This is a genomic window from Sphingomonas sp. CD22, assembly GCF_034556155.1.
GTDB lineage: Bacteria > Pseudomonadota > Alphaproteobacteria > Sphingomonadales > Sphingomonadaceae > Sphingomonas.
In genome coordinates this window covers 520,403-540,317 of record NZ_JAYDYX010000001.1, presented here as the reverse complement: position 1 = coordinate 540,317, position 19,915 = coordinate 520,403, and the positions used below count along the sequence as shown (strand labels likewise).

Annotated in this window: 19 protein-coding genes; 11 read left to right on the top strand and 8 right to left on the bottom strand. The window is 69.0% G+C overall.

What is annotated here, in order from left to right; genetic code table 11:
- Window positions 1–27 precede the first annotated feature (27 nt).
- Entirely contained in the window at window positions 28–984 is a 957-nt protein-coding gene (locus SFC76_RS02440) for an NAD(P)H-dependent flavin oxidoreductase (protein ID WP_322847887.1), read from the top strand.
- A 245-nt stretch (window positions 985–1,229) separates the two neighbouring features.
- Here the strand turns inward: SFC76_RS02440 and SFC76_RS02435 are convergent, their stop codons facing one another.
- Together SFC76_RS02435 and SFC76_RS02430 are read right to left on the bottom strand one after the other, a co-directional pair.
- Window positions 1,230–1,688: a DUF1465 family protein gene (locus tag SFC76_RS02435; protein ID WP_322847886.1), complete on the bottom strand. Its 459-nt coding sequence runs from the start codon at window positions 1,686–1,688 to the stop codon at window positions 1,230–1,232.
- Window positions 1,689–1,787: 99 nt separating this feature from the next.
- Window positions 1,788–1,985, bottom strand: a complete 198-nt coding sequence (locus SFC76_RS02430; RefSeq protein WP_038658294.1) for a YdcH family protein — start codon at window positions 1,983–1,985, stop codon at window positions 1,788–1,790.
- Window positions 1,986–2,154: 169 nt separating this feature from the next.
- Between SFC76_RS02430 and SFC76_RS02425 the strand changes: the two genes are divergently transcribed.
- Window positions 2,155–2,310, top strand: coding sequence for a DUF465 domain-containing protein (locus tag SFC76_RS02425; RefSeq protein WP_322847885.1), 156 nt, complete (start codon window positions 2,155–2,157; stop codon window positions 2,308–2,310).
- A gap of 255 nt (window positions 2,311–2,565) precedes the next feature.
- Here SFC76_RS02425 and SFC76_RS02420 read toward each other — a convergent pair whose 3' ends face one another.
- Together SFC76_RS02420 and dksA are read right to left on the bottom strand one after the other, a co-directional pair.
- Window positions 2,566–2,904 carry a PilZ domain-containing protein gene (locus tag SFC76_RS02420; RefSeq protein ID WP_322847884.1) on the bottom strand — a complete coding sequence of 113 codons (339 nt, stop codon included), beginning with the start codon at window positions 2,902–2,904 and terminating at the stop codon, window positions 2,566–2,568.
- An 84-nt stretch (window positions 2,905–2,988) separates the two neighbouring features.
- On the bottom strand, window positions 2,989–3,453 hold the full coding sequence (gene dksA, locus SFC76_RS02415) for an RNA polymerase-binding protein DksA (protein WP_322847883.1): 465 nt from the start codon (window positions 3,451–3,453) through the stop codon (window positions 2,989–2,991).
- Window positions 3,454–3,881: 428 nt separating this feature from the next.
- On the opposite strand from dksA, the gene SFC76_RS02410 reads away from it, so the two are divergent.
- Window positions 3,882–4,790 carry a hypothetical protein gene (locus tag SFC76_RS02410; RefSeq protein ID WP_322847882.1) on the top strand — a complete coding sequence of 303 codons (909 nt, stop codon included), beginning with the start codon at window positions 3,882–3,884 and terminating at the stop codon, window positions 4,788–4,790.
- Between the two features lie 63 nt (window positions 4,791–4,853).
- On the opposite strand, the gene SFC76_RS02405 is transcribed toward SFC76_RS02410, so the two are convergent.
- Entirely contained in the window at window positions 4,854–5,285 is a 432-nt protein-coding gene (locus SFC76_RS02405; protein WP_322847881.1) for a host attachment family protein, read from the bottom strand.
- 101 nt (window positions 5,286–5,386) lie between these two features.
- On the opposite strand from SFC76_RS02405, the gene serS reads away from it, so the two are divergent.
- The 4 genes from serS to SFC76_RS02385 all read left to right on the top strand — a co-directional run bounded on the left by serS (window position 5,387) and on the right by SFC76_RS02385 (window position 9,501).
- Window positions 5,387–6,667: a serine--tRNA ligase gene (serS, locus tag SFC76_RS02400; protein WP_322847880.1), complete on the top strand. Its 1,281-nt coding sequence runs from the start codon at window positions 5,387–5,389 to the stop codon at window positions 6,665–6,667.
- A 256-nt stretch (window positions 6,668–6,923) separates the two neighbouring features.
- Entirely contained in the window at window positions 6,924–7,835 is a 912-nt protein-coding gene (locus SFC76_RS02395; RefSeq protein WP_416222377.1) for a peptidoglycan DD-metalloendopeptidase family protein, read from the top strand.
- Window positions 7,836–7,889: 54 nt separating this feature from the next.
- Window positions 7,890–9,119, top strand: coding sequence for a tyrosine--tRNA ligase (gene tyrS / locus SFC76_RS02390; protein ID WP_322847878.1), 1,230 nt, complete (start codon window positions 7,890–7,892; stop codon window positions 9,117–9,119).
- A gap of 76 nt (window positions 9,120–9,195) precedes the next feature.
- Window positions 9,196–9,501: a PilZ domain-containing protein gene (locus tag SFC76_RS02385; RefSeq protein WP_322847877.1), complete on the top strand. Its 306-nt coding sequence runs from the start codon at window positions 9,196–9,198 to the stop codon at window positions 9,499–9,501.
- 125 nt (window positions 9,502–9,626) lie between these two features.
- Here the strand turns inward: SFC76_RS02385 and recG are convergent, their stop codons facing one another.
- Window positions 9,627–11,693: an ATP-dependent DNA helicase RecG gene (recG, locus tag SFC76_RS02380; RefSeq protein ID WP_322847876.1), complete on the bottom strand. Its 2,067-nt coding sequence runs from the start codon at window positions 11,691–11,693 to the stop codon at window positions 9,627–9,629.
- A gap of 72 nt (window positions 11,694–11,765) precedes the next feature.
- On the opposite strand from recG, the gene SFC76_RS02375 reads away from it, so the two are divergent.
- Both SFC76_RS02375 and mfd read left to right on the top strand, forming a co-directional pair.
- Complete coding sequence (locus tag SFC76_RS02375; protein WP_322847875.1) at window positions 11,766–12,032, top strand: succinate dehydrogenase assembly factor 2; 267 nt, start codon at window positions 11,766–11,768, stop codon at window positions 12,030–12,032.
- Window positions 12,033–12,141: 109 nt separating this feature from the next.
- Window positions 12,142–15,624 (top strand): transcription-repair coupling factor, encoded by a 3,483-nt coding sequence (mfd, locus tag SFC76_RS02370; protein WP_322847874.1) that lies wholly within the window; start codon window positions 12,142–12,144, stop codon window positions 15,622–15,624.
- A 275-nt stretch (window positions 15,625–15,899) separates the two neighbouring features.
- Here mfd and SFC76_RS02365 read toward each other — a convergent pair whose 3' ends face one another.
- A complete protein-coding gene (locus tag SFC76_RS02365) occupies window positions 15,900–16,304 on the bottom strand; it encodes an SgcJ/EcaC family oxidoreductase (RefSeq protein WP_322847873.1) in 405 nt (134 codons plus the stop codon).
- Window positions 16,298–17,956: an EAL domain-containing protein gene (locus tag SFC76_RS02360; RefSeq protein WP_322847872.1), complete on the bottom strand. Its 1,659-nt coding sequence runs from the start codon at window positions 17,954–17,956 to the stop codon at window positions 16,298–16,300. Before SFC76_RS02360 ends, SFC76_RS02365 begins: the two co-directional genes overlap by 7 nt.
- 106 nt (window positions 17,957–18,062) lie before the next feature.
- On the opposite strand from SFC76_RS02360, the gene moaA reads away from it, so the two are divergent.
- Entirely contained in the window at window positions 18,063–19,082 is a 1,020-nt protein-coding gene (gene moaA, locus SFC76_RS02355; protein ID WP_322847871.1) for a GTP 3',8-cyclase MoaA, read from the top strand.
- On the top strand, window positions 19,079–19,855 hold the full coding sequence (locus SFC76_RS02350; protein WP_322847870.1) for an NAD kinase: 777 nt from the start codon (window positions 19,079–19,081) through the stop codon (window positions 19,853–19,855). Before moaA ends, SFC76_RS02350 begins: the two co-directional genes overlap by 4 nt.
- The last annotated feature ends 60 nt before the right edge of the window (window positions 19,856–19,915 follow it).

The window sequence follows — 19,915 nt, the reverse complement described above, 5'->3', positions numbered from 1 at the left end:
AACCGATCCAGAGAGGAAGCCGCCGCCATGACACCCCCGATCTTCGACCGCCTGCGCCTGCCCGTGATCGGTTCGCCGCTGTTCATCATCTCCGGTCCCGAATTGGTGATCGCGCAGTGCAAGGCGGGGATCGTGGGATCGTTTCCGGCGCTCAACGCGCGGCCGCAGACGCTGCTCGACGAGTGGTTGCATCGGATCACCGAGGAACTGGCGGCGCACGACCGCGACCATCCCGAGGCGCCCGCCGCGCCGTTCGCGGTCAACCAGATCGTCCACAAGTCGAACGACCGGCTGGAGCAGGACCTTACCACCTGCGCCAAATGGAAGGTGCCGATCGTCATCACCTCGCTCGGCGCGCGCGAGGACCTCAACACTGCGGTACATGGCTGGGGCGGCATCACGCTCCACGACGTGATCGACGACCGTTTCGCCCGCAAGGCGATCGAGAAAGGCGCGGACGGGCTGATCGCGGTCGCGGCGGGGGCCGGCGGCCATGCCGGCACGCTGTCGCCGTTCGCGATCGTGCAGGAAATCCGGCAATGGTTCGACGGGCCGCTGGCGCTGTCGGGATCGATCGCCAGCGGCGGCGCGATCCTCGCCGCGCAGGCGATGGGCGCCGATTTCGCCTATATCGGATCGCCGTTCATCGCGACGACCGAGGCGAATGCCGCGGCCGACTACAAGGCGTCGATCGTCGAGAGCCGCGCGTCCGACATCGTCTATTCCAACCTGTTCACCGGCGTGCACGGCAATTACCTGCGCAGCTCGATCGCCGCATCGGGGCTCGACCCCGACAATCTGCCCGAAGGCGACCTCAAGACGATGAACTTCGGCGGCGGCGACGGCAGCAAGGCCAAGGCGTGGCGCGACATCTGGGGGTCCGGACAGGGTATCGGCGTGATCGACAAGGTCGAGAGCGTCGCCGACCGGGTCGCGCGGTTCGGAGCGGAATATGCCGCGGCAAAGGCGCGCCTGCTCGGTTGAGCGACGCGTCGTGTCGGACGACATGGACAAGATGGACACCTTAACGGAAACGATCGGGCTTCGATCGTTTCCGTTTTCGACATGATGCGGCAGCGCCAAGGGGTTTGCCGGACGTTCGGCAACGGATGTCGCGCCTCGCGTCGCCACCCCCGGCCCTTGCCTTGCAGGAAGGGGAGAGAGACGGAGAGTCGGGGGCGCCATGTCGCCGGTCTAGCGGGCGGCGCGGATGTAGGACAGGCCGCGGGTCAGAAGGCCAGCGCGAGACGATCCTGAAGCCGATGGACCGGGCTCGGCGTCGGGTGCGGCACCTGCGCATCGTCGAGCAGGCCGACGCGGCGGTGGAGATTGGCGCTCGCGGCGACCAGCCCCTGCGCGCGCACCGGCAGCGCACGGACGAGGTCGGCGTCGAACTGCGGCGCGCTGCCGAGCCGGCGTGTCGGGTCGAGCGCCTCGCGCGGCTGGATCTCGCCGGCATCGATCGCGCGCTGGGTGAGCAGCCAGGCGATGACGTGCATCAGCCGGGTCGTGATCTTGAGCGATTCGCAGGAGAAGCCGACGCGGATCAGCGGATCGAGCGTCTCGCGTTCCAGCCGGCCTTCGGCGTCGAAATAGTCGCGCGCCTCGTCGGCGAGCAGCATCGCCTCTGTATAGAGCGAGTCGATCAGACGATCGTGGATGCGTGATTCGCTGCTGCTGCGGGTCATGACCACCGGGTGACACAAGCCCGGCGGCTTGGACAGGTGCCGCAACGGTCCCGATTGTGCCGGTTGTGCCGAAGTGATTCGGTCCGGGACGAAATAATGTCAGGCGATGATGTCGGGGATCAGTTGATCCTCGCAATTGGCGATCTCGTCGCGCAGCCGCAGCTTGCGCTTCTTGAGTCGCGCGACCTGCAATTGGTCGGGCACGCCGGTCGCGGTGAGCGCGTCGATCGCGGCATCGAGATCGCGATGCTCGGTGCGCAGCGCGTCGAGCCGGGCGATGATCTGTGCTTCGTCCATGCCTAATCCCCTGCCCCTGCGTCGCTCCCCTAGCCCAGCCGCGGGCGCGGACCAAGTCGTCGCACGTAGCCACTCGGCTAATCGCGTTCACCGAATTGCGATGAGGACTTTTAACCTCTTCGATGGTTTACTCAGTCCCCCAACACGCATGCATCAGGAGGACACCGAAATGCAGACGACGCATCAACAGGCTCTGGAGACCAAGCATGCCGCGCTCGACCGCCGCATCGCCGACGAAGCCCACCGCCCGATGCCCAACGCCGCGATCCTCACCGACCTGAAACGCAAGAAGCTGAAGCTCAAGGAAGAGCTCAGCGGCCTGTAAGGCCCTTCGGCCCCTCCCGTCGCGGAGGGGCTTTTTGCATGAGCGCCGTTTGGCGCGCCCGGTGCAGGCGCGCTTGGCAGTCTCGTTGGTCGACACCTTCGGTCCGTCACCCCGGACTTGATCCGGGGTCCCGCTTCCTGATCGGCAACCGCAGAAATGTAGCGGGACCCCGGATCAAGTCCGGGGTGACGCAAGGGCGGGACTTCGGCGATCCCCATCGTCCGGAAACGACAACGATATGAGTATCGATCCCGCTTAGGCTTTTGCCCCGCTGACCGGCTTGCGCGCCTTCTTGGGATCGATCGGCGAATCGAGCGCGATGCCGATCCGGCCTTCCGTGCACCAGGCGACCTTGCCGGTCACCTTGCCGATGCCGCGCAGCTCCAGCGCCACCGGCGTGCCCGGTTCCTTGACGCGGGCGCAGTCGACCATCAGCCCGCCTTCCGACAGGTTGCGGACGCGGACGTCGCGCACCGTCGTCTCTTCCTCGAAGCGCAATTGCGCCATGAGGAACAGGCTGTCGCGCGACCGGCTGCGCTGCGACCCACCGGCCGCGTCGGCCTTGTCGAACGGGTCGTGGGAGTAGCTGTCCATAAACGAAGCCTGTGTGACCGGTGCGGGTTAGGCGCCGGCGCCTAATGGCCGATGGTGGCGAAAGCGTTAACCGCCCACGCCGGTTCAGTCCTCGCGCGAGATCTTCTCGTTGCGCTCGTGCCGCTCCTGCGCCTCCAGCGTCATCGTCGCGATCGGACGCGCCTCCAGCCGGCCGAGGCTGATCGGTTCGCCGGTCACTTCGCAATAGCCGTATTCGCCCTCGTCGATGCGGCGGATCGCCGCCTCGATCTTCGAGACCAATTTACGCTGGCGATCGCGGGTGCGCAGTTCGATCGACCAGTCGGTCTCGCTGGACGCGCGATCGGTGAGATCCGCCTCGCGCAGCGAATCGACCTGAAGCTGGTTGAGCGTGCCTGCCGCATCCTGAAGGATCGCATCCTTCCAGCGCAGCAGCTTGTTGCGGAAATACGCCTGCTGACGCCGCGTCATGAACGGTTCGTCGGTGCTGGGTCGATAGCCATCGTCGGCATCATTGGCCGCCGGCGGGTTGGTCGTTACATCGTCTATCTGACTGACTTGCGTTGCCATACCACTCTCCCTCCGGCCCCATGATGACCTCGGGGCCGCCCCCAAATGGTTGAAGCGCCTATAATCGCGCCCGGAAGGAACCACAAGCGATGAGAGTTGCCGAATCGTACGTCCCGGCGTTATTTTATTGCAGCGTGGCGGGCGACGGAGGGCGACGGGCCGGTCGTGGTTAACGACGGATCAAACATCTGTTCCACTCTGGTACGTTAACGGCGATCCCCAGACATCGCTCTGGTGAAAAGGCGATATCCCCGCAACAAAGTGCCGAAGGTCCTTGCACTTAATCGTTTCTTTGGCCCTTGGTCGTATGGCAGCACCGCCGTGCTGCGAGCGGGATTCTGGGGCATGGGCGCCAGCAACGAGAAAGAGACCTTATGTCCGTAAGGATGGCCTTGGCGAAATTATGCGCTTGCGCATGCGGGGGAGCGTTGATCGGTGGCGGTGCGGTGCACGTCGCCGAGCGACCAAACCGACCCGTCTACGTCAAGCAGGTCAAGAAGCGCGTCGTCGTCCGGCGGCAGGTCGCCGCGGTCCAGCGCCAGGGCGTGCGCCGCCGCGTCGTGACGACGACCACGACCAGCTGCGCGCCCGCGGTGGTGACGGTGGCGAGCCAGGCGGCCCCCGTGCCGGTGCCGCTGCCCGCGGCGCAGGGCTTCATCGGCGGCGGTGGCGGCGGCGTGCCCGTGGTGGTCGGCGGCAGCGGCGGGTTCGGCGGCGGCTTTGGCGGCGGGTTCGGCGGCGGCTTCTTCGGCGGCGGATCGTCCGGATCGAGCGGCAGCGTGGTGATCTCGTCGACGTCGAGCGGCGGATCGAGCTCGACCAGCAGTTCCTCGTCGGGCAGTTCCTCATCGTCGGGCAACGTGTCGAGTTCGTCCTCGGGCAACGTGTCGAGCTCGTCGTCGACCAGCAGTTCGACCGGCGGCGCCAATGTCGACATCAACAACAATAACAACAACAGCAATCAGAATTCGAATAGCAACCAGAATTCCAATAACAACCAGAATTCGAACACGAACAACAACAGCAATAATCAGAGCCAGAACCAAGGCCAGAACCAGGGTCAGAACCAGAACCAGGGTCAGAACCAAAATCAGGGCCAGGGCCAGAACCAGAACAATTACGGGTCGAGCTCCAAGGGCTGGAGCACCAGCGGCGGCTGGTCGTCGAACGGCGGCTGGACGTCGAGCGGGCATCACGGCGGCCCGCCGTCGGGTCCGCCGGGATCGTCGGGTGGTCCGCCGGCACCGGTGCCGGCACCGCCGATGGTGCTGCTGTTCGGCGCCGCTGCGGCCGCGCTGGTCGCCCGCAAGCGCTTCGCCAAGCCGCAGGCGGCCTGACCGAGGCAAAAGCAAAGGGGTGCCGGACTCGCGTCCGGCACCCCTTGTCGCATCAGGCCATCGTCAGGCGGCGCTGAGCGCCTTCTCGATGTCGGGCACGGGATGGCCGGTGAGATCCTTGGCCAGCTCGCCGGCGAGGCGGTTGCTGACTTCCTTGTGATAATGGCGGCGCAATTCGCCGAGCGTCTTGGGCGGCGCGACGATGATCAGCGAGTCGAACTCGTTGGCGAGCGCGCGGCGCTTGAGCATGTCGGCGGTGTCGGCAGCGAAGCGGTCCTCCTCCTGCTGGTGGAAGTCGACCTCGTCCATCGTGCCCATCTGCGTCGCGCTGGCACCGCCGGCGGCATCGGTCTTCTGGTCGCGATCGGCGGGATTGACGCGTTCCTCGGCGTGTTCGACCTGCAGGTTGGGGAAGTCGGCATCGCCCTCGTTGCGGAAGAACAGAGCCTTGCGCCCGTCGGCGACCAGTACGAAGGCGTTGTGGGGGACCTGCATCGGGTTACTCCTGATCGTTGGACTCGGGGGGTCAACGCCGCCGGGGGCGATGGGGTTGCCGACTTGCGCGGCGGGAGGCGCGTCGGCATAGCCGCCGGATCATGCACGACATCCGCGCCATCCGGGACGAACCCGCCGCTTTCGACGCCGCCCTCGCCCGCCGCGGCGTCGCCCCGCAGGCCGCCGCGCTGCTGTCGCTCGACGACGCGCGCCGCGCCGCGATCGCCGCCGCGCAGGACGCGCAGACCCGCCGCAACGACCTGTCGAAGCAGATCGGCCAGGCCAAGGCGCAGAAGGACGAGGCGCGCGCGCAGACGCTGATGGCCGAGGTCGCCGCGCTCAAGGACCTGCTGCCGCAGCTCGAGGCGAGCGAGACCGAAGCGGCGAAGCGGCTCAACACCACGCTCGCCGCTCTGCCCAATCTGCCCGCCGCCGACGTGCCCGCCGGCGAGGACGAGAGCGGCAACGTCGTCGTCCACCAGCGCGGCACGCCGCCGGCCTTCGCCTTCACGGCACGCGAACACGATGCGATCGGGCCGGCGATCGGCCTGGATTTCGAGACCGGCGTGGCGATCGCCGGCGCGCGCTTCACGCTGGTGCGCGGGCCGGCGGCGCGGCTGCAACGGGCGCTCGGCCAGTTCATGCTCGACACGCTGACCCGCGACCATGGCTTCGAGGAAGTGGCGCCGCCCTTGCTGGTCAAGGACGAGGCGGTGTTCGGCACCGGGCAATTGCCCAAATTCGCCGAAGACCTGTTTCGCACGACCGACGGCCGCTGGCTGATCCCGACCGCCGAGGTGTCGCTGACCAATATCGTACGCGAGGCGATCCTGCCGGCGGGCGAGTTGCCGCTGCGCTTCGCGGCGCTGACGCCGTGCTTCCGCTCGGAAGCGGGCGCGGCGGGGCGCGACACGCGCGGCTATATCCGCCAGCATCAGTTCGACAAGGTCGAGATGGTGTCGATCGTCGCCGAGGAGGCGTCCGAGGCGGAGCACGAGCGGATGACGCAATGTGCCGAGAGCATCCTCGACGCGCTCGACCTGCCCTATCGGCGGATGCTGCTGTGCGCGGGCGACATGGGCTTCACCGCGCGGCGTACCTACGACCTCGAAGTGTGGCTGCCCGGGCAGAACACGTATCGCGAGATTTCGAGCTGCTCGACCTGCGGCGACTTCCAGGCGCGGCGGATGAACGCGCGCTATCGTGCCGAGGGCGAGAAGGCGCCGCGCTTCGTCCATACGCTCAACGGGTCCGGGCTGGCGGTCGGCCGGACGCTGGTCGCGGTGCTGGAGAATTACCAGCAGGAGGACGGCTCGGTCGCGGTGCCGGCGGTGCTCCGGCCGTATCTCGGCGGGCTCGACCGGCTCGAAGCCAAGCGCTGACGGCGTGGCGCGGGGGCGGATCGCAGGCAGTCTGGCGCTCACCGGCCTCACGCTGTCCGCCTGTATCCCGAGCGTCGAGGCCCCGCCCTCGGTGCAGCGCCCCCCGCCGCCGTACCGCGCCCCACAGCGCAGCGTGCCGGCGCCGCGCGACGAACCGCCGCCGCAACGCGTCGATCCGCCCGTCCGCCGTCTGCCGACGACCCGCCCCGCCACGCGCGGCGACGTGGCCCGCCCCGCCGCGCGCGGCGATGTGGCGATGCCGCGCACCGCGCGCCCGGCGTGGGAGGCACGGCCGGTCACGCCCGATGCGCAGGTCGTCGCCGAGCAGAGCTATGTCGTCGCACCCGGCGATTCGCTCCGCCGCGTCGCCGAGCGCACCGGCGCGGGATCGGAGGCGATCGCGCGCGCCAACGGGCTGGCGCCGCCCTATACGATCCGCGCCGGGCAGCGGCTCATCATCCCCGGCGGCCGCTATCACCTCGTCCGTCCCGGCGAGACGGGCATCGCCATCGCCCGCGCCTATGGCGTCGCGTGGTCGCGGATCGTCAGCGCCAACCAGCTCGAGGAACCCTATGGCCTGCGTGCCGGGCAGCGCGTGCTGATCCCCGGCGATCCCGGCGCCCCGCCGAGCCGCGCCGAACGCGCGGCGGCGTTCAAGCTCGACATCGACGACATCCTGACCGGCGGCGAGCCCGCCGCAGCACCGCGACAGGCCCCCGCCAGACCGGTCGCCAACCCCGGCCGCGTGCTGCCGCCGACCGCCGTCGTCGCTGCACCGGCGCGGTTGCAGGGCGGCTTCGTCTGGCCGGTCGACGGCAAGGTCGTCCGCCGCTTCGGGCCGGGCAAGAGCGGCGAACGCAACGACGGGATCAAGATCGCCGTACCCGTGTCGACGCCGGTGCACGCCACCGCGGACGGCGTCGTCGCTTATGCCGGCGACGGCATCGCCGCGCTCGGTGGCCTCGTCATCGTCCGCCACGGCAACGGCTGGACCAGCGTCTACGGCCATGCCGCCAAGCTGCTCGTCCAGCGCGGACAGAGCGTCAAGCGCGGCCAGACGATCGCGCTGTCCGGCGACACCGGCTTCGCCGACCAGCCCGAGCTGCATTTCGAACTGCGCAAGGGCCGGACCCCGGTCGATCCGCAGAGCCAGTTGCCACGGCGGTGACGTCCCGCCGCTACGACAGGTGACGGGCGCCGCATCGCTTGCTAACCGGCGCGGATGACCTACCAGTCCGACCTGCTGAGCACGCTCGCCTCGCGCGGCTATATCCACCAGCTCACCGACGCGACCGCGCTCGATGCGCTCGCGGCGAAGACGGTGGTGCCGGGCTATATCGGTTTCGATCCGACCGCGCCGTCGCTCCACGTCGGCAGCCTCGTGCAGATCATGCTGCTGCGCCGGCTGCAGCAGACCGGCCACAAGCCGATCGTGCTGATGGGCGGCGGCACCGGCAAGATCGGCGATCCCAGCTTCAAGGACGAGGCGCGCAAGCTGCTCGGCGAGGATGGCATCAAGACCAACGTCGCTTCGATCAAGCGGATCTTCGAACGCTTCCTGACCTTCGGCGACGGCCCCACCGACGCGGTGATGGTCGACAATGCCGAATGGCTCGACCGGCTGGAATATATCCCCTTCCTGCGCGACGTCGGCCAGCATTTCTCGGTCAACCGGATGCTGTCGTTCGATTCGGTCAAGCTGCGGCTCGATCGCGAGCAATCGCTGAGCTTTCTCGAATTCAACTATATGATCCTGCAGGCCTATGACTTCCTGGAGCTGTCGCGCCGCGCCGGGTGCCGGTTGCAGATGGGCGGCAGCGACCAATGGGGCAATATCGTCAACGGCATCGAGCTTGCCCGGCGGATGGACGGCGCCGAGGTGTTCGGCGTCACCACGCCGCTGATCACCACCGCCGACGGCGGCAAGATGGGCAAGACGATGGCCGGCGCGGTCTGGCTGCACGAGGACCAATTGCCGCATTTCGATTACTGGCAATTCTGGCGCAACACCGACGATCGCGACGTCGGCCGCTTCCTGCGCTTGTTCACCGACCTGCCGCTCGACGAGATCGAAAGGCTGGAAGCGCTGCCGGGGGCGGAGATCAACGAGGCCAAGAAGGTGCTCGCCAACGAGGCGACCGCGATGTGCCGCGGCCGCGCGGCGGCGGAACAGGCGGCGGAGACCGCGCGGCGCACCTTCGAAGAGGGCACGAGCGGCGATGCGCTGCCGAGCGTCGCCGTACCCGGCGAGTCGATCGCGGTGGTCGATGCCTTGGTCGCGCTCGGTTTCGCCAAGTCGAAGGGCGAGGCGCGGCGGCTGATCGCCGGCGGCGGCGCGCGCATCGATGGCGAGAAGGTGAGCGACGAGGCGGCGACGATCGCGCTCGGCGATGCCGAGGTCAGGGTGTCGGCGGGCAAGAAGCTGCACGGGCTGCTAACCCCGGCGCGGTAAGGACTCGTAAACGCATCACCTGGTACGGATAAGTCCGAAATGGTCCGGAGCCGGATCATTTCGGAGGAGCCTAAAGGTGATTGCAGCGACCCTGTCCGACGACCGCAGCGAGCCGCGCGACGAGGTGCATCATCGCAGCAGCGCGATGCTCGCCGACGAGCGTCGCGTCTCGGTGCTGATCGTCAATCTGTCGCCATCGGGTCTGATGATCCGCAGCGACGTGGCGGTGGGTGCCGGCGACTGGCTCTTCATCCGGCTGCCCGCGATGGGCGACGTGCGCGTCGTCGTCCGATGGGCGCTGGGCGGCCGGATCGGCTGCCAGTTGGAGCGGCCGATCCCCGCGAACCGCTATCATGCCGTGCTGGGGGCAATGGCAGGGTAGCGGTTCCTGGGGGCGGCTGATCGCGGGGCTTCCGCCCTGTCCTGCCCCTCCGTCACCGCTGCGCGGTGCCACCTTCCCCTGGCGGGCCCTGGCGGGGGAGGATACGGCACGCTCCATCGCGCGCGTCACCCCGATCGCAGCAGCGCAACCCCGGCATCGCGGTCGAACAGGTAGAGCGCCACGCGCGCCGCCTGCCCGCGCGGCCCCTCCAGCCCGCCGTCGCGGTCGATCAGGAGCCGCGCATCGTCCTGCGCGCATTGCAGCAGGTCGGCGAGCATCTCGGGCAAAGCTAGGCGGAACGTCACCTCGCCCGACTGGCGCGTGCCGAGCAATTCGCCGCCGCCGCGCAGGCGCAAATCCTCCTCGGCGATGCGGAAGCCGTCGTTGCTCTCGCGCATCAAGGCGAGCCTTGCGCGCGACGTTTCGCTCAGCGAGGCACCGCGCAGCAGCAGGCAGCGCGACAGGCCGCCGCCGCGCCCGACGCGGCCGCGGAGCTGGTGGAGCTGGGCAAGCCCGAACCGGTCGGCATGTTCGATGACGATCAGCGTCGCATTGGGTACGTCGACGCCGACCTCAATCACCGTGGTCGCGACGAGGACGCTCAGGCGGTTGGCCGAGAAGGCCTCCATCACCGCGTCCTTCTCGGCGGGCTTCATCCTGCCGTGGACGACGCCGATCCGCTCCTGTCCATCTTTGGCACCAAAGCGGTTGCGCAGCGTCTCGGCGCGCATCTCCGCCGCTGCGAGGTCGCTCTTCTCGCTTTCCTCGACCAAAGGGCAGACCCAATAGGCCTGACCGCCGTCGGCCATGTGGCGGCCGATCGCATTGATCACCTCGTCGAGCCGGTCCTCGGAGACGACGCGCGTCTCGATCGGTTCGCGGCCGGGCGGCATCTCGTCGAGGCGGCTGACGTCCATCTCGCCATATTGCGCGAGCGTCAGCGTGCGCGGGATCGGCGTCGCGGTCATCGCAAGCAGATGCGGCGGCGCCTTGCCCTTGGCTTGCAGCAGCATGCGCTGCGCGACGCCGAAGCGATGCTGTTCGTCGACGACGACCAGTCCGAGATCCCGGTAGCCGACCGCCTCCTGGAAGATCGCATGCGTGCCGACGAGGATGTCGATCTCGCCGCTGGCGAGCGCCATCAGCGTCGCCTCGCGCGCCTTGCCCTTGTCGCGACCGGTGAGGACGGCGATCTCGATCGGCAGGCCGGCGAGCAATTTGCGCAGGCTGTCGTAATGCTGGCGGGCGAGGATTTCGGTGGGAGCGAGCATCGCCCCCTGTGCGCCGGCCTCGACCGCGATCAGCAGGGACATGGCGGCGACCAGCGTCTTGCCCGAGCCGACGTCGCCCTGCAGCAGGCGCAGCATCGGCGCGGTCTGCGCGAGGTCGCCCTCGATCTCCGCCACCGAGCGGGTCTGCGCGCCGGTCGGCGTATAGGGCAGGCGCAGCAGGTCGCGCAGGCGGCCGTCGCCGACCAAAGCCCTGCCCCGCCGCTTGCGCGTGTCGGCGCGGACCAGCGTCATCGCGAGCTGGTTGGCGAAGATCTCGTCATAGGCGAGGCGTTCGCGGGCGGTCTTGTCGGCGGGGTCGGCGTGGATGCGCTGCAACGCCTCGCGCCAGTCGGGCCAGCCGCGCTTGGCCTTGAGGCCGGGCTCGATCCATTCGGCGAGCTCTGGCGCGCGCTCGATCGCCTGCGCGGCGAAGCCGGCGAGGCGGCGCGAGGTGAGGCCTTCGGAGAGCGGGTAGATCGCCTCGCGCTCGCGGAACACCTCGTCGGGCTCGCCGAGATCGGGATGGACGATCTGGAGCGTCTCGCCGTAGCTTTCGAGCTTGCCGGAGACGCGGCGCGGCTCGCCGAGCGGCAGCAGCTTCTTCACCCAGCCCGACGAGCCGCCGAAATACACCAGGTTCACGCTGTTGCCGGCCGTGTCGGTGGCCTGCACCCGCGTCGGACCGCGGCCGCTGCTCGTCTTGTAATCGCGCGGCGTCAGCGTGATCGCGATGATGCGGCCGGCGTCGGCGACGTCGAGCTCCTCGCGCGGCAGGCGATCGATCCAGCCGCTGGGCAGATGGAAGGCGACGTCGACGACGCGGGCGAGGCCGAGCCGGTCGAGCGGCTTGGCGAGGCCGGGACCGACCCCCTTCAGGGCGGTGACCTCGGCGAACAGCGGATTGAGGATATCGGGGCGCATGACTACATGACCGCTATACCTTACCCGACCGCCGCGACCAGCGGTTGCCGGGCTATTTGCATGGGATTGTCGATGGATCACGCCACCCGCCTCAAGCGCATGAAGTTCCGTGCCTGGCATCGCGGTACCAAGGAGGCCGATCTGATGATCGGCGGCTTCTTCGACGCGCACGGCGCGGACTGGACGCCGGAACAGCTCGACTGGTTCGAGACGCTGCTGGAGGAGCAGGACGTCGACATCATGGGCTGGGCGATCGGATCGCTGCCCTGCCCGCCCGAATGGGACGGGCCGATGATGACGCAGATGCGCTCGCTGAGCTACGTGCCGGTCAGCCGCTGACGGCATGACCCGTGTTCCTGCGCAGGCAGGAACCCAGAGCGGCAAACGATGTCGCTCATGACCCCGGGGCTCCTGCGTTCGCAGGAGCACGATAGCAGAAGACCATGCCTTGCCCGATCTGAAGACGATCCTGTCCGCCAAATCCCCGTTGACGCTCGCCGGCGTGCCCGCCGGGTTCCAGCCGGCGCTGCTCGCCGATCTCGCACGCGTTGCCGCCCATAACGGCAAGGGCGCGCGCGCGGTGTTCATCGCGCCGGACGATGCGGCGATGCGCGCGGTGGCGGCGACGGCGGCGTTCTTCGCGCCCGAGCTGGAGGTGATCAGCTTCCCGGCGTGGGACTGCCTGCCCTATGATCGCGCGAGCCCGACGCTGCGCATCATGGCGGAGCGGATCGCGGCGCTGTGGCGGTTGCAGAAGCCCGCCAAGACCCCGCAATTGGTCCTGACCACCGCCAATGCGGCGACGCAGCGCGTGCTGACGCCGTTCCGCATCCGCCAGCTCGTCGCGACGCTGGAACCCGGCGCGCGGATCGATCGCGACGACCTCGCCCGGCTGCTCCAGGCGAACGGCTATGTCCGCACCGAAACGGTCCACGACCAGGGCGAATATGCGGTGCGCGGCGGCATCGTCGACCTGTTCCCGAGCGGCGAGGAACAGGCGCTGCGGCTCGACTTCTTCGGCGACGAGATCGAGACGGTGCGCACCTTTTCCCCCGAGGACCAGCGTACCACCGGGCGGATCGAGGGCTTCACGCTGCTCCCTGCCTCGGAGGCGCTGCTCGACGAGGACTCGATCAAGCGGTTCCGGACCCGCTATCGCGACAAGTTCGGCGCGACCGCGACCGGCGATCCCCTCTATCAGGCGATAAGCGACGGGCGGCGGCTCGCCGGCATGGAACATTGGCTGCCGCTGTTCGAGGACAAATTGGCGACGCTGTTCGATCATCTGGCCGAGGGCGACGTGGTGGTGCGCGACTTCGGCGTCACCGGCGCCGCCGAGGGGCGGATGGAATCGATCGCCGATTATTACGAGAACCGCCAGCGCGCCGAGGCGGCGCAGCCGGGCAGCTATCGGCCGCTCGCCGCCAGGACGCTGTATCTCGACGCCAAGGAATGGGCGGCGAGCCTCGACACGGCGCACGCGCATCTGACGACGCCGTTCCACGAGCCGGAAAGCGCTACCGTCCTCGACTTCGACGTCGACGGGCCGCGCGACTTCGCCCCCGAACGGTCGGCGAGCGCCAACGTCTACGAGGCGGTGGTCGATCACCTCAAGGGCCTGCGCAAGGCGGGCAAGAAGCCGGTGCTGGCGAGCTATTCGGTCGGCGCGCGCGAGCGGCTGGGCAATCTGCTCAAAGACCATGGCCTCACCGGCGGCAAAGCGGCGGAGAGCTGGCAGGAGGCGCTGGGGATCGCCGATACGGGCAAGTCGGCGGGCGTCGCGCTCGTCGTGCTGCCGCTCGACCACGGCTTCACCGCGCCCGACGTCGCGGTGCTCACCGAGCAGGACATGCTCGGCGACCGGCTGGTGCGGCGCGCCAAGCGCAAGAAGTCGGCCGACGCCTTCCTCGCCGAGATCGCCGCGCTGACGCCGGGCGACCTCGTCGTCCACAGCGATCACGGCATCGGCAAATATCTCGGCCTGACCTCGATCCCGGTCGGCAAGAGCCCGCACGATTGCGTCGCAGTGGAATATGCCGGCGGCGACAAATTGTTCGTGCCGGTCGAGAATCTCGAAGTGCTGTCGCGCTACGGCTCGAACGAGGAAGGCGCGAGCCTCGACCGGCTCGGCGGCGAGGCGTGGCAGCGGCGCAAGTCGAAGATGAAGGAGCGCATCCGCGAGATCGCGGGCGAACTCATCAAGACCGCCGCCGAACGCGCGCTGCATCCCGGCGACGTGCTCGAACCCGATGTCAGCGGCTATCCGAGCTTCGTCGACCGTTTCCCTTATGCCGAGACCGACGATCAGGATCGTGCGATCGAGGACGTGCTCGGCGACCTGTCGGCGGGCAAGCCGATGGACCGGCTGATCGTCGGCGACGTCGGCTTCGGCAAGACGGAGATCGCGCTGCGCGCCGCCTTCGTCGCGGCGATGGCGGGCAAGCAGGTCGCGGTGGTCTGTCCGACGACGTTGCTCGCGCGCCAGCATTACAACAATTTCAGCGCGCGGTTCGAAGGCTTCCCGATGAACATGGGGCGGCTGTCGCGGCTCGTCCCCGCGGGCGAGGCCAAGACGGTCAAGGAAGGGCTCGCCGGCGGCACGGTCGACGTCGTCATCGGCACGCATGCGCTGCTGGCGAAGAATATCGACTTCAAGCGGCTGGGCCTCGTCATCGTCGACGAGGAGCAGAGGTTCGGCGTGACGCACAAGGAACGGCTGAAGGCGTTGCGCGCCGACGTGCATATGCTGACGCTGACCGCGACGCCGATCCCGCGCACGCTGCAGATGGCGATGAGCGGAATCCGCGAGCTGTCGGTGATCCAGACGCCGCCGGTCGACCGGCTCGCGGTGCGGACGTATGTGATCCCGTGGGACCCGGTGGTGCTGCGCGAGGCGCTGTTGCGCGAACATTATCGCGGCGGGCAGAGCTTCATCGTCACGCCGCGCGTCGCCGACCTGCCGGATCTGGAGGAATACCTCCGCAACGAGGTGCCGGAGATCCGCTACGTCGTCGCGCACGGCCAGATGAGCCCGACCGAGGTCGAGGAACGGATGAGCGCCTTCTACGACAAGAAGTTCGAGGTGCTGGTGTCGACGACGATCATCGAGAGCGGGATCGACATCGCCTCCGCCAACACGATCATCGTCAACCGTGCCGATCGCTTCGGCCTGGCGCAGCTCTATCAGCTCCGCGGGCGGGTCGGGCGGTCGAAGACGCGCGCCTACGCCTATCTGGTGACGCCGCCCGAGCGGCAGATGACCGAGACCGCGGAGAAGCGGCTCAAGGTCCTGTCCGACCTCGACTCGCTCGGCGCGGGGTTCCAGCTCGCCAGCCACGATCTCGACATCCGCGGCGCGGGCAATCTGCTCGGCGACGAGCAATCGGGGCATATCAAGGAGGTCGGCTACGAACTCTACCAGTCGATGCTGGAAGAGGCGATCATGGACGCCAAGGCCGGCGGCATGGCGCTGCGCCCGCGCGATTTCTCGCCGCAGATTACCGTCGATGCGCCGATCCTGATCCCCGACGATTACGTGCCGGACCTCGATCTGCGGATGGGCCTGTATCGCCGCTTGAACGAGCTGGAGGACCATCGCGAGATCGAGGCGTTCGCCGCCGAGATGATCGACCGGTTCGGGCCGCTGCCCGATGCCACGGACAATCTGATCCGGGTGATCGAGATCAAGTTGAACGCGAGGCGGGCATGTATCGCCAAGATGGACGTCGGCCCGCGCGGGGTGCTGGTCGGCTTCCACGACGATACGCCGCCGAACGTGCCCGGGCTGCTGGCCTATGTCGAGCGGCTGAACGGCGTGGCGAAACTGCGGCCGGACAGCAAGCTGGTGCTCCAGCGCGCGTGGCCGGATGCGAAATCGCGGCTACACGGCGCGCTGCAATTGTCGAAGGGGCTGGCGAAGGCGGCGGGGTAGTCATTCCCTCCGCCAACAGGTCATGCCGTCGGGCACCTCATCGAGGCTTCCGCTTCATCCTCCCCCTCCACCACTCGGCTCGCGCCGAGCGGTCCCCCTCCCCTGGCGGGGGAGGATTTGGAAGGGCCGGCTGCGAGAATTGGTTGCGCACGCCAAAGCTTCGGCGCGGGGAACCGTGCCTGGTCCTCCCCCGCCAGGGGGAGGTGGCGCCGCGAAGCGGTGACGGAGGGAGAGAATAGGCGGGAGCTGGCTGATCGAACGCCGCCCTATTCCGCTCAACTGCTATGGTCGGAGACGATCTTCCAGCCCGCCGCCCGGCGCTCGAACAGCAGCGAAGTCACGCCTGAATCCTGCTTGCCGCCGGGATAGTCGAGCCGCCAGTTCGCCCAGAGCATCTGATGATCCGCGTCGATCCGCCGGAAGCCGAGCATGCGGAACGACAGACGCCCCCGCGCGGCGGGATCGGCACCGTAGTTCTTCGCATAGCGCGCGGCGATCGCCGGCTTGCCGCGGACGAGGCCGTCCCTGGTCACGAACACGGCGTCGTCGGCATAGACCGCGAGGAAGCGCGGCATGTCGCCGGCGCTCCACCCCGCCGCGCTGTCGGTCATTACCGCGGTGATCGCCGCTTCGGCCGTCGTCGGCGCCGCGGCGGCCAGCAATATCGGTACGATCAGCATCCGTCCCCCTTGACCATCGCCGCGAGCGCGGCCTCGTCGAGCGGTTCGGCGAGCCAATAGCCTTGCAGATAGGCGCAGCCCTCCGCGGCGAGCAGCGCGCGCTGGGTATCGGTCTCCACCCCCTCGGCGATCACCGGCAGGTCGAGCGAGCGCGCCAGCGTCATCACCGCGCGGACGACGCCGCGCTGGCGCGCGGTCGCGGCGATGCCGCAGGCGAGCGCCTTGTCGAGCTTGAGATAATCGAGCGGCAATGCGGTGAGATAGGCGAGGCTGGAATAACCCGTGCCGAAATCGTCGAGCGCGACGCGGACGCCCGCAGCGCGCAGCGTGGCGAGGACGTCGGCGGCGGCCTCCAGATTGCGGATCGCGCCGGTCTCGGTGATCTCGACGGTGAGGCGGTCGAACGGCACGCCGCTCGCCGCGACCCGGTCGAGGAACAGCGCGGCGAAGCCCGGCCGGCCGAGATCGCCGGCGGTGAGGTTGAGCGAGACGCGCAGGGCCGACAGCGCGGCGGGCCAGGCGGCGACGCGGGCGAGCACCAGCCGCTGGATGTGATCGGACAAAGCGATGCCGAGGTCGGCGCGATCCGCGGCGGCGAACAGCGCGTCGGCGCCGAGCGGACCGAGCCGGCCGTGATGCCAGCGCGCCAAGGCCTCGACGCCGATGATCGTCCGCGCGTCGATCCGTGCCTGCGGCTGGAAGAGTACGTCGATCTCGCCGCGTTCGATCGCGAGGTGGAGGTCGATCGCCAGCGAATCGAGCGGCGCGGCGCCCTCCGGCCCGGCGACGCGGATCATCGCGCCGTCGCTCGCCTTGGCGGCGACCAGCGCCTCGCCGGCGCGGCGGAGCAGGCGCGCGGCATCGTCGCCGGGGCCGCTCGCCGCCATGCCCCAGCGGCTGCCGAGCACCGCCTGACGCGCGCCGACCAGCAGCGGCTGCGCGAGCGCCGCGTCGAGCGCGGCGGCGAGCGTGGCGAGCATCGCGGGCGATGCGGCGGAGGCGACGATCATGTCGCCGCCAGCGGGTGCGGCGACGAAGCCCGCCGGCCCGAGCAGCGCGAGCGTGATCGCCTCGACCCGCGCGCGCGCCGCGGCGATCAGCGCATCGCCGACCGCGCGGCCGCGCGCCGCGTTGAGGATGTCGAGCCGCGACAGCGCGATCATCAGCACGCCGACCGGCGTGCCCGCGGCGAGGCGGCTGCCGATCCATGCGTCGGCATCGCCCGCCTCGACGCTGATGCCGATGCCGCGGCCACGGCGCTCGCCGGGCTCGCGCGGCGGCGTGCGCGCGGCGAAGCGGATCGCCTGGTGGAGTTCGGCGGGATCGCCGCGATCGATCAGGAAGTGGGTGGCGCCCGCGTCGTGCAGCTCGTCGAGCGCGTCGCCGTCGTCGATCACCGCGAGCAACGCGCCGCCGGTCGCCCCGGCGAGGCCGCCGAGCGCACGGACGCCGGCGAGGCCGCCGGCGGGATCGCCGCGGCCGTCGACCAGCAACAGCGCAGGCCGGTTCGCCAGCGCGCGCGCCGCGACCCCCTCGCCGCCGTCGTCGGCGACGATGCGCCAGCCGGGCAGATCGCCGACAGCGGCGTCGACCGCGATGCGGGCCGCGCCCGAAACGATGAACAGCGTCGCCCGCTCGGCCTCGATACCCATTGCCCCCTGCCTAAGCCCCTGACCGCAAAGCGGCAATGGCGGCTGAGGCGATCCGTCGAAAGGGAACGGACTTGTCGCTGGACGGTTGACCGCTTAGCTCAATCCTATGACCAGCGTTCTCCCCCAATCCGCCGCGGCGCTGGTCGATCCCCAGGGTCGCACCATCCGCTATCTGCGCATCTCGGTCACCGACCGGTGCGACCTGCGCTGCCGCTATTGCATGGCCGAGCAGATGACCTTCCTGCCGCGTGCCAAGTTGCTGAGCCTCGACGAGATCGCGATCATCGCCGAACGCTTCATCGCGCGCGGCGTGACCAAGATCCGGCTGTCGGGCGGCGAGCCGCTGGTGCGCCGCGACGTCGGCGATCTGGTGCGGCGGCTCGGCCGGCACGTGGGGGCCGACGGCGGGCTCGACGAACTGACGATGACCACCAATGCGACGCGGCTCGACCAATATGCGCAGGAGATGGTCGATGCCGGCATCCAGCGGATCAACGTCAGCCTCGACAGCCTGGATGCCGAGCGCTTCCGCTACATCACCCGCCACGGCGATCTCGACCAGGTGCTGCGCGGCATCGCGGCGGCCAAGGCGGTCGGGCTGGCGGTCAAGATCAACATGGTCGCGCTCGCCGGGCTCAACGAGGACGAGATTCCCGCGATGCTGCGCTGGTGCGTCGCCGAGGGTCACGATCTGTCGCTGATCGAGACGATGCCGCTGGGCGCGATCGACGAGGACCGTACCGACCGCTTCGTACCGCTGACCCGCGTGCTCGCCGACCTGCAGACGCGGTTCGCGCTGCACCGCGACGCGCATCGCACCGGCGGGCCGGCGCGCTACTGGCGGGTCGAGGGGACGGCGACGAAGCTGGGTCTGATCTCGCCGCTCACCGCGAATTTCTGCGACGGCTGCAACCGCGTGCGGCTGACCACCGAGGGCAAGCTGTATTTGTGCCTCGGCCATGACGATCAGGTCGACCTCAAGGCGGCGCTGCGCGACGGCGGGATCGACGGGCTCGACGCGGCGATCGACCTCGGCCTTACCCGCAAGCCGGCGCGGCACGATTTTCGCATCGGCCGCGACGCCGCCCCCGCCGTCTCGCGCCACATGAGCGTCACCGGCGGATGAGCTACGAGCGGCGGGCGCTGGTCGCCTCCCCGACGGCACCCGCGCAGGCCGCGGCGGCGGAGCTTGCCGACGCGCTCGACTGGGTCGACCCCGCCGAGGCGGACGTGATCATCGCGCTGGGCGGCGACGGCTTCATGCTGCAGACGCTGCACGGCCTGCTCGACCGGCGCGGCGCGGCGGTGCCGGTGTTCGGGATGAACCTCGGCACGGTCGGTTTCCTGATGAACGAATGGCGCCGCCACGGAATCGGCGAACGGCTCGATCGCGCCAAGTCGTTCAAGGTGACGCCGCTCGCCGCGACGATCACCGGCATCGACGGCCGCATCCATCAGGCGCCGGCGATCAACGAAGTGTCGCTGCTGCGCGAGACGCGGCAGACCGCCAAGCTGGAGGTGACGGTCAACGACCGCATCGTCATGCCCGAACTCGCCTGCGACGGCATCCTCGTCGCGACGCCGGCGGGATCGACCGCCTACAACCTGTCGGCGCAGGGGCCGATCCTGCCGCTGGGTTCGAACATGCTGGCGCTGACCCCGATCAGCCCGTTCCGCCCGCGGCGCTGGCGCGGCGCGATCCTGCCCGACAAGGCGCGGATCACGTTGCGCGTGCTCGATCCCGCCAAGCGCCCGGTCTCGGCGGTCGCCGACCAGCGCGAATTCCGCGACGTCGCCGAGGTGGCGATCTGCATGGACCGCGCGCGCGAGCTGACGCTGCTGTTCGACCCCGAACATGCGCTCGACGACCGCATCACGATGGAGCAGTTCGTCTCCTGACACGAAGCTGTGGAAAAAGGTGACAACGGGGTTGCACTCCGATTTCTGGCGGCTATAGAC

What these genes read in the sequence shown, in the direction of transcription:
- SFC76_RS02440 (WP_322847887.1), top strand. Translation starts at nt 28, where the DNA reads ATGACACCCCCGATCTTCGACCGCCTGCGCCTGCCCGTGATCGGTTCG.
- SFC76_RS02435 (WP_322847886.1), bottom strand. Translation starts at nt 1,688, where the DNA reads ATGACCCGCAGCAGCAGCGAATCACGCATCCACGATCGTCTGATCGAC.
- SFC76_RS02430 (WP_038658294.1), bottom strand. Translation starts at nt 1,985, where the DNA reads ATGGACGAAGCACAGATCATCGCCCGGCTCGACGCGCTGCGCACCGAG.
- SFC76_RS02425 (WP_322847885.1), top strand. Translation starts at nt 2,155, where the DNA reads ATGCAGACGACGCATCAACAGGCTCTGGAGACCAAGCATGCCGCGCTC.
- SFC76_RS02420 (WP_322847884.1), bottom strand. Translation starts at nt 2,904, where the DNA reads ATGGACAGCTACTCCCACGACCCGTTCGACAAGGCCGACGCGGCCGGT.
- dksA (WP_322847883.1), bottom strand. Translation starts at nt 3,453, where the DNA reads ATGGCAACGCAAGTCAGTCAGATAGACGATGTAACGACCAACCCGCCG.
- SFC76_RS02405 (WP_322847881.1), bottom strand. Translation starts at nt 5,285, where the DNA reads ATGCAGGTCCCCCACAACGCCTTCGTACTGGTCGCCGACGGGCGCAAG.
- serS (WP_322847880.1), top strand. Translation starts at nt 5,387, where the DNA reads ATGCACGACATCCGCGCCATCCGGGACGAACCCGCCGCTTTCGACGCC.
- SFC76_RS02395 (WP_416222377.1), top strand. Translation starts at nt 6,924, where the DNA reads ATGCCGCGCACCGCGCGCCCGGCGTGGGAGGCACGGCCGGTCACGCCC.
- tyrS (WP_322847878.1), top strand. Translation starts at nt 7,890, where the DNA reads ATGACCTACCAGTCCGACCTGCTGAGCACGCTCGCCTCGCGCGGCTAT.
- recG (WP_322847876.1), bottom strand. Translation starts at nt 11,693, where the DNA reads ATGCGCCCCGATATCCTCAATCCGCTGTTCGCCGAGGTCACCGCCCTG.
- SFC76_RS02375 (WP_322847875.1), top strand. Translation starts at nt 11,766, where the DNA reads ATGGATCACGCCACCCGCCTCAAGCGCATGAAGTTCCGTGCCTGGCAT.
- SFC76_RS02365 (WP_322847873.1), bottom strand. Translation starts at nt 16,304, where the DNA reads ATGCTGATCGTACCGATATTGCTGGCCGCCGCGGCGCCGACGACGGCC.
- SFC76_RS02360 (WP_322847872.1), bottom strand. Translation starts at nt 17,956, where the DNA reads ATGGGTATCGAGGCCGAGCGGGCGACGCTGTTCATCGTTTCGGGCGCG.
- moaA (WP_322847871.1), top strand. Translation starts at nt 18,063, where the DNA reads ATGACCAGCGTTCTCCCCCAATCCGCCGCGGCGCTGGTCGATCCCCAG.
- SFC76_RS02350 (WP_322847870.1), top strand. Translation starts at nt 19,079, where the DNA reads ATGAGCTACGAGCGGCGGGCGCTGGTCGCCTCCCCGACGGCACCCGCG.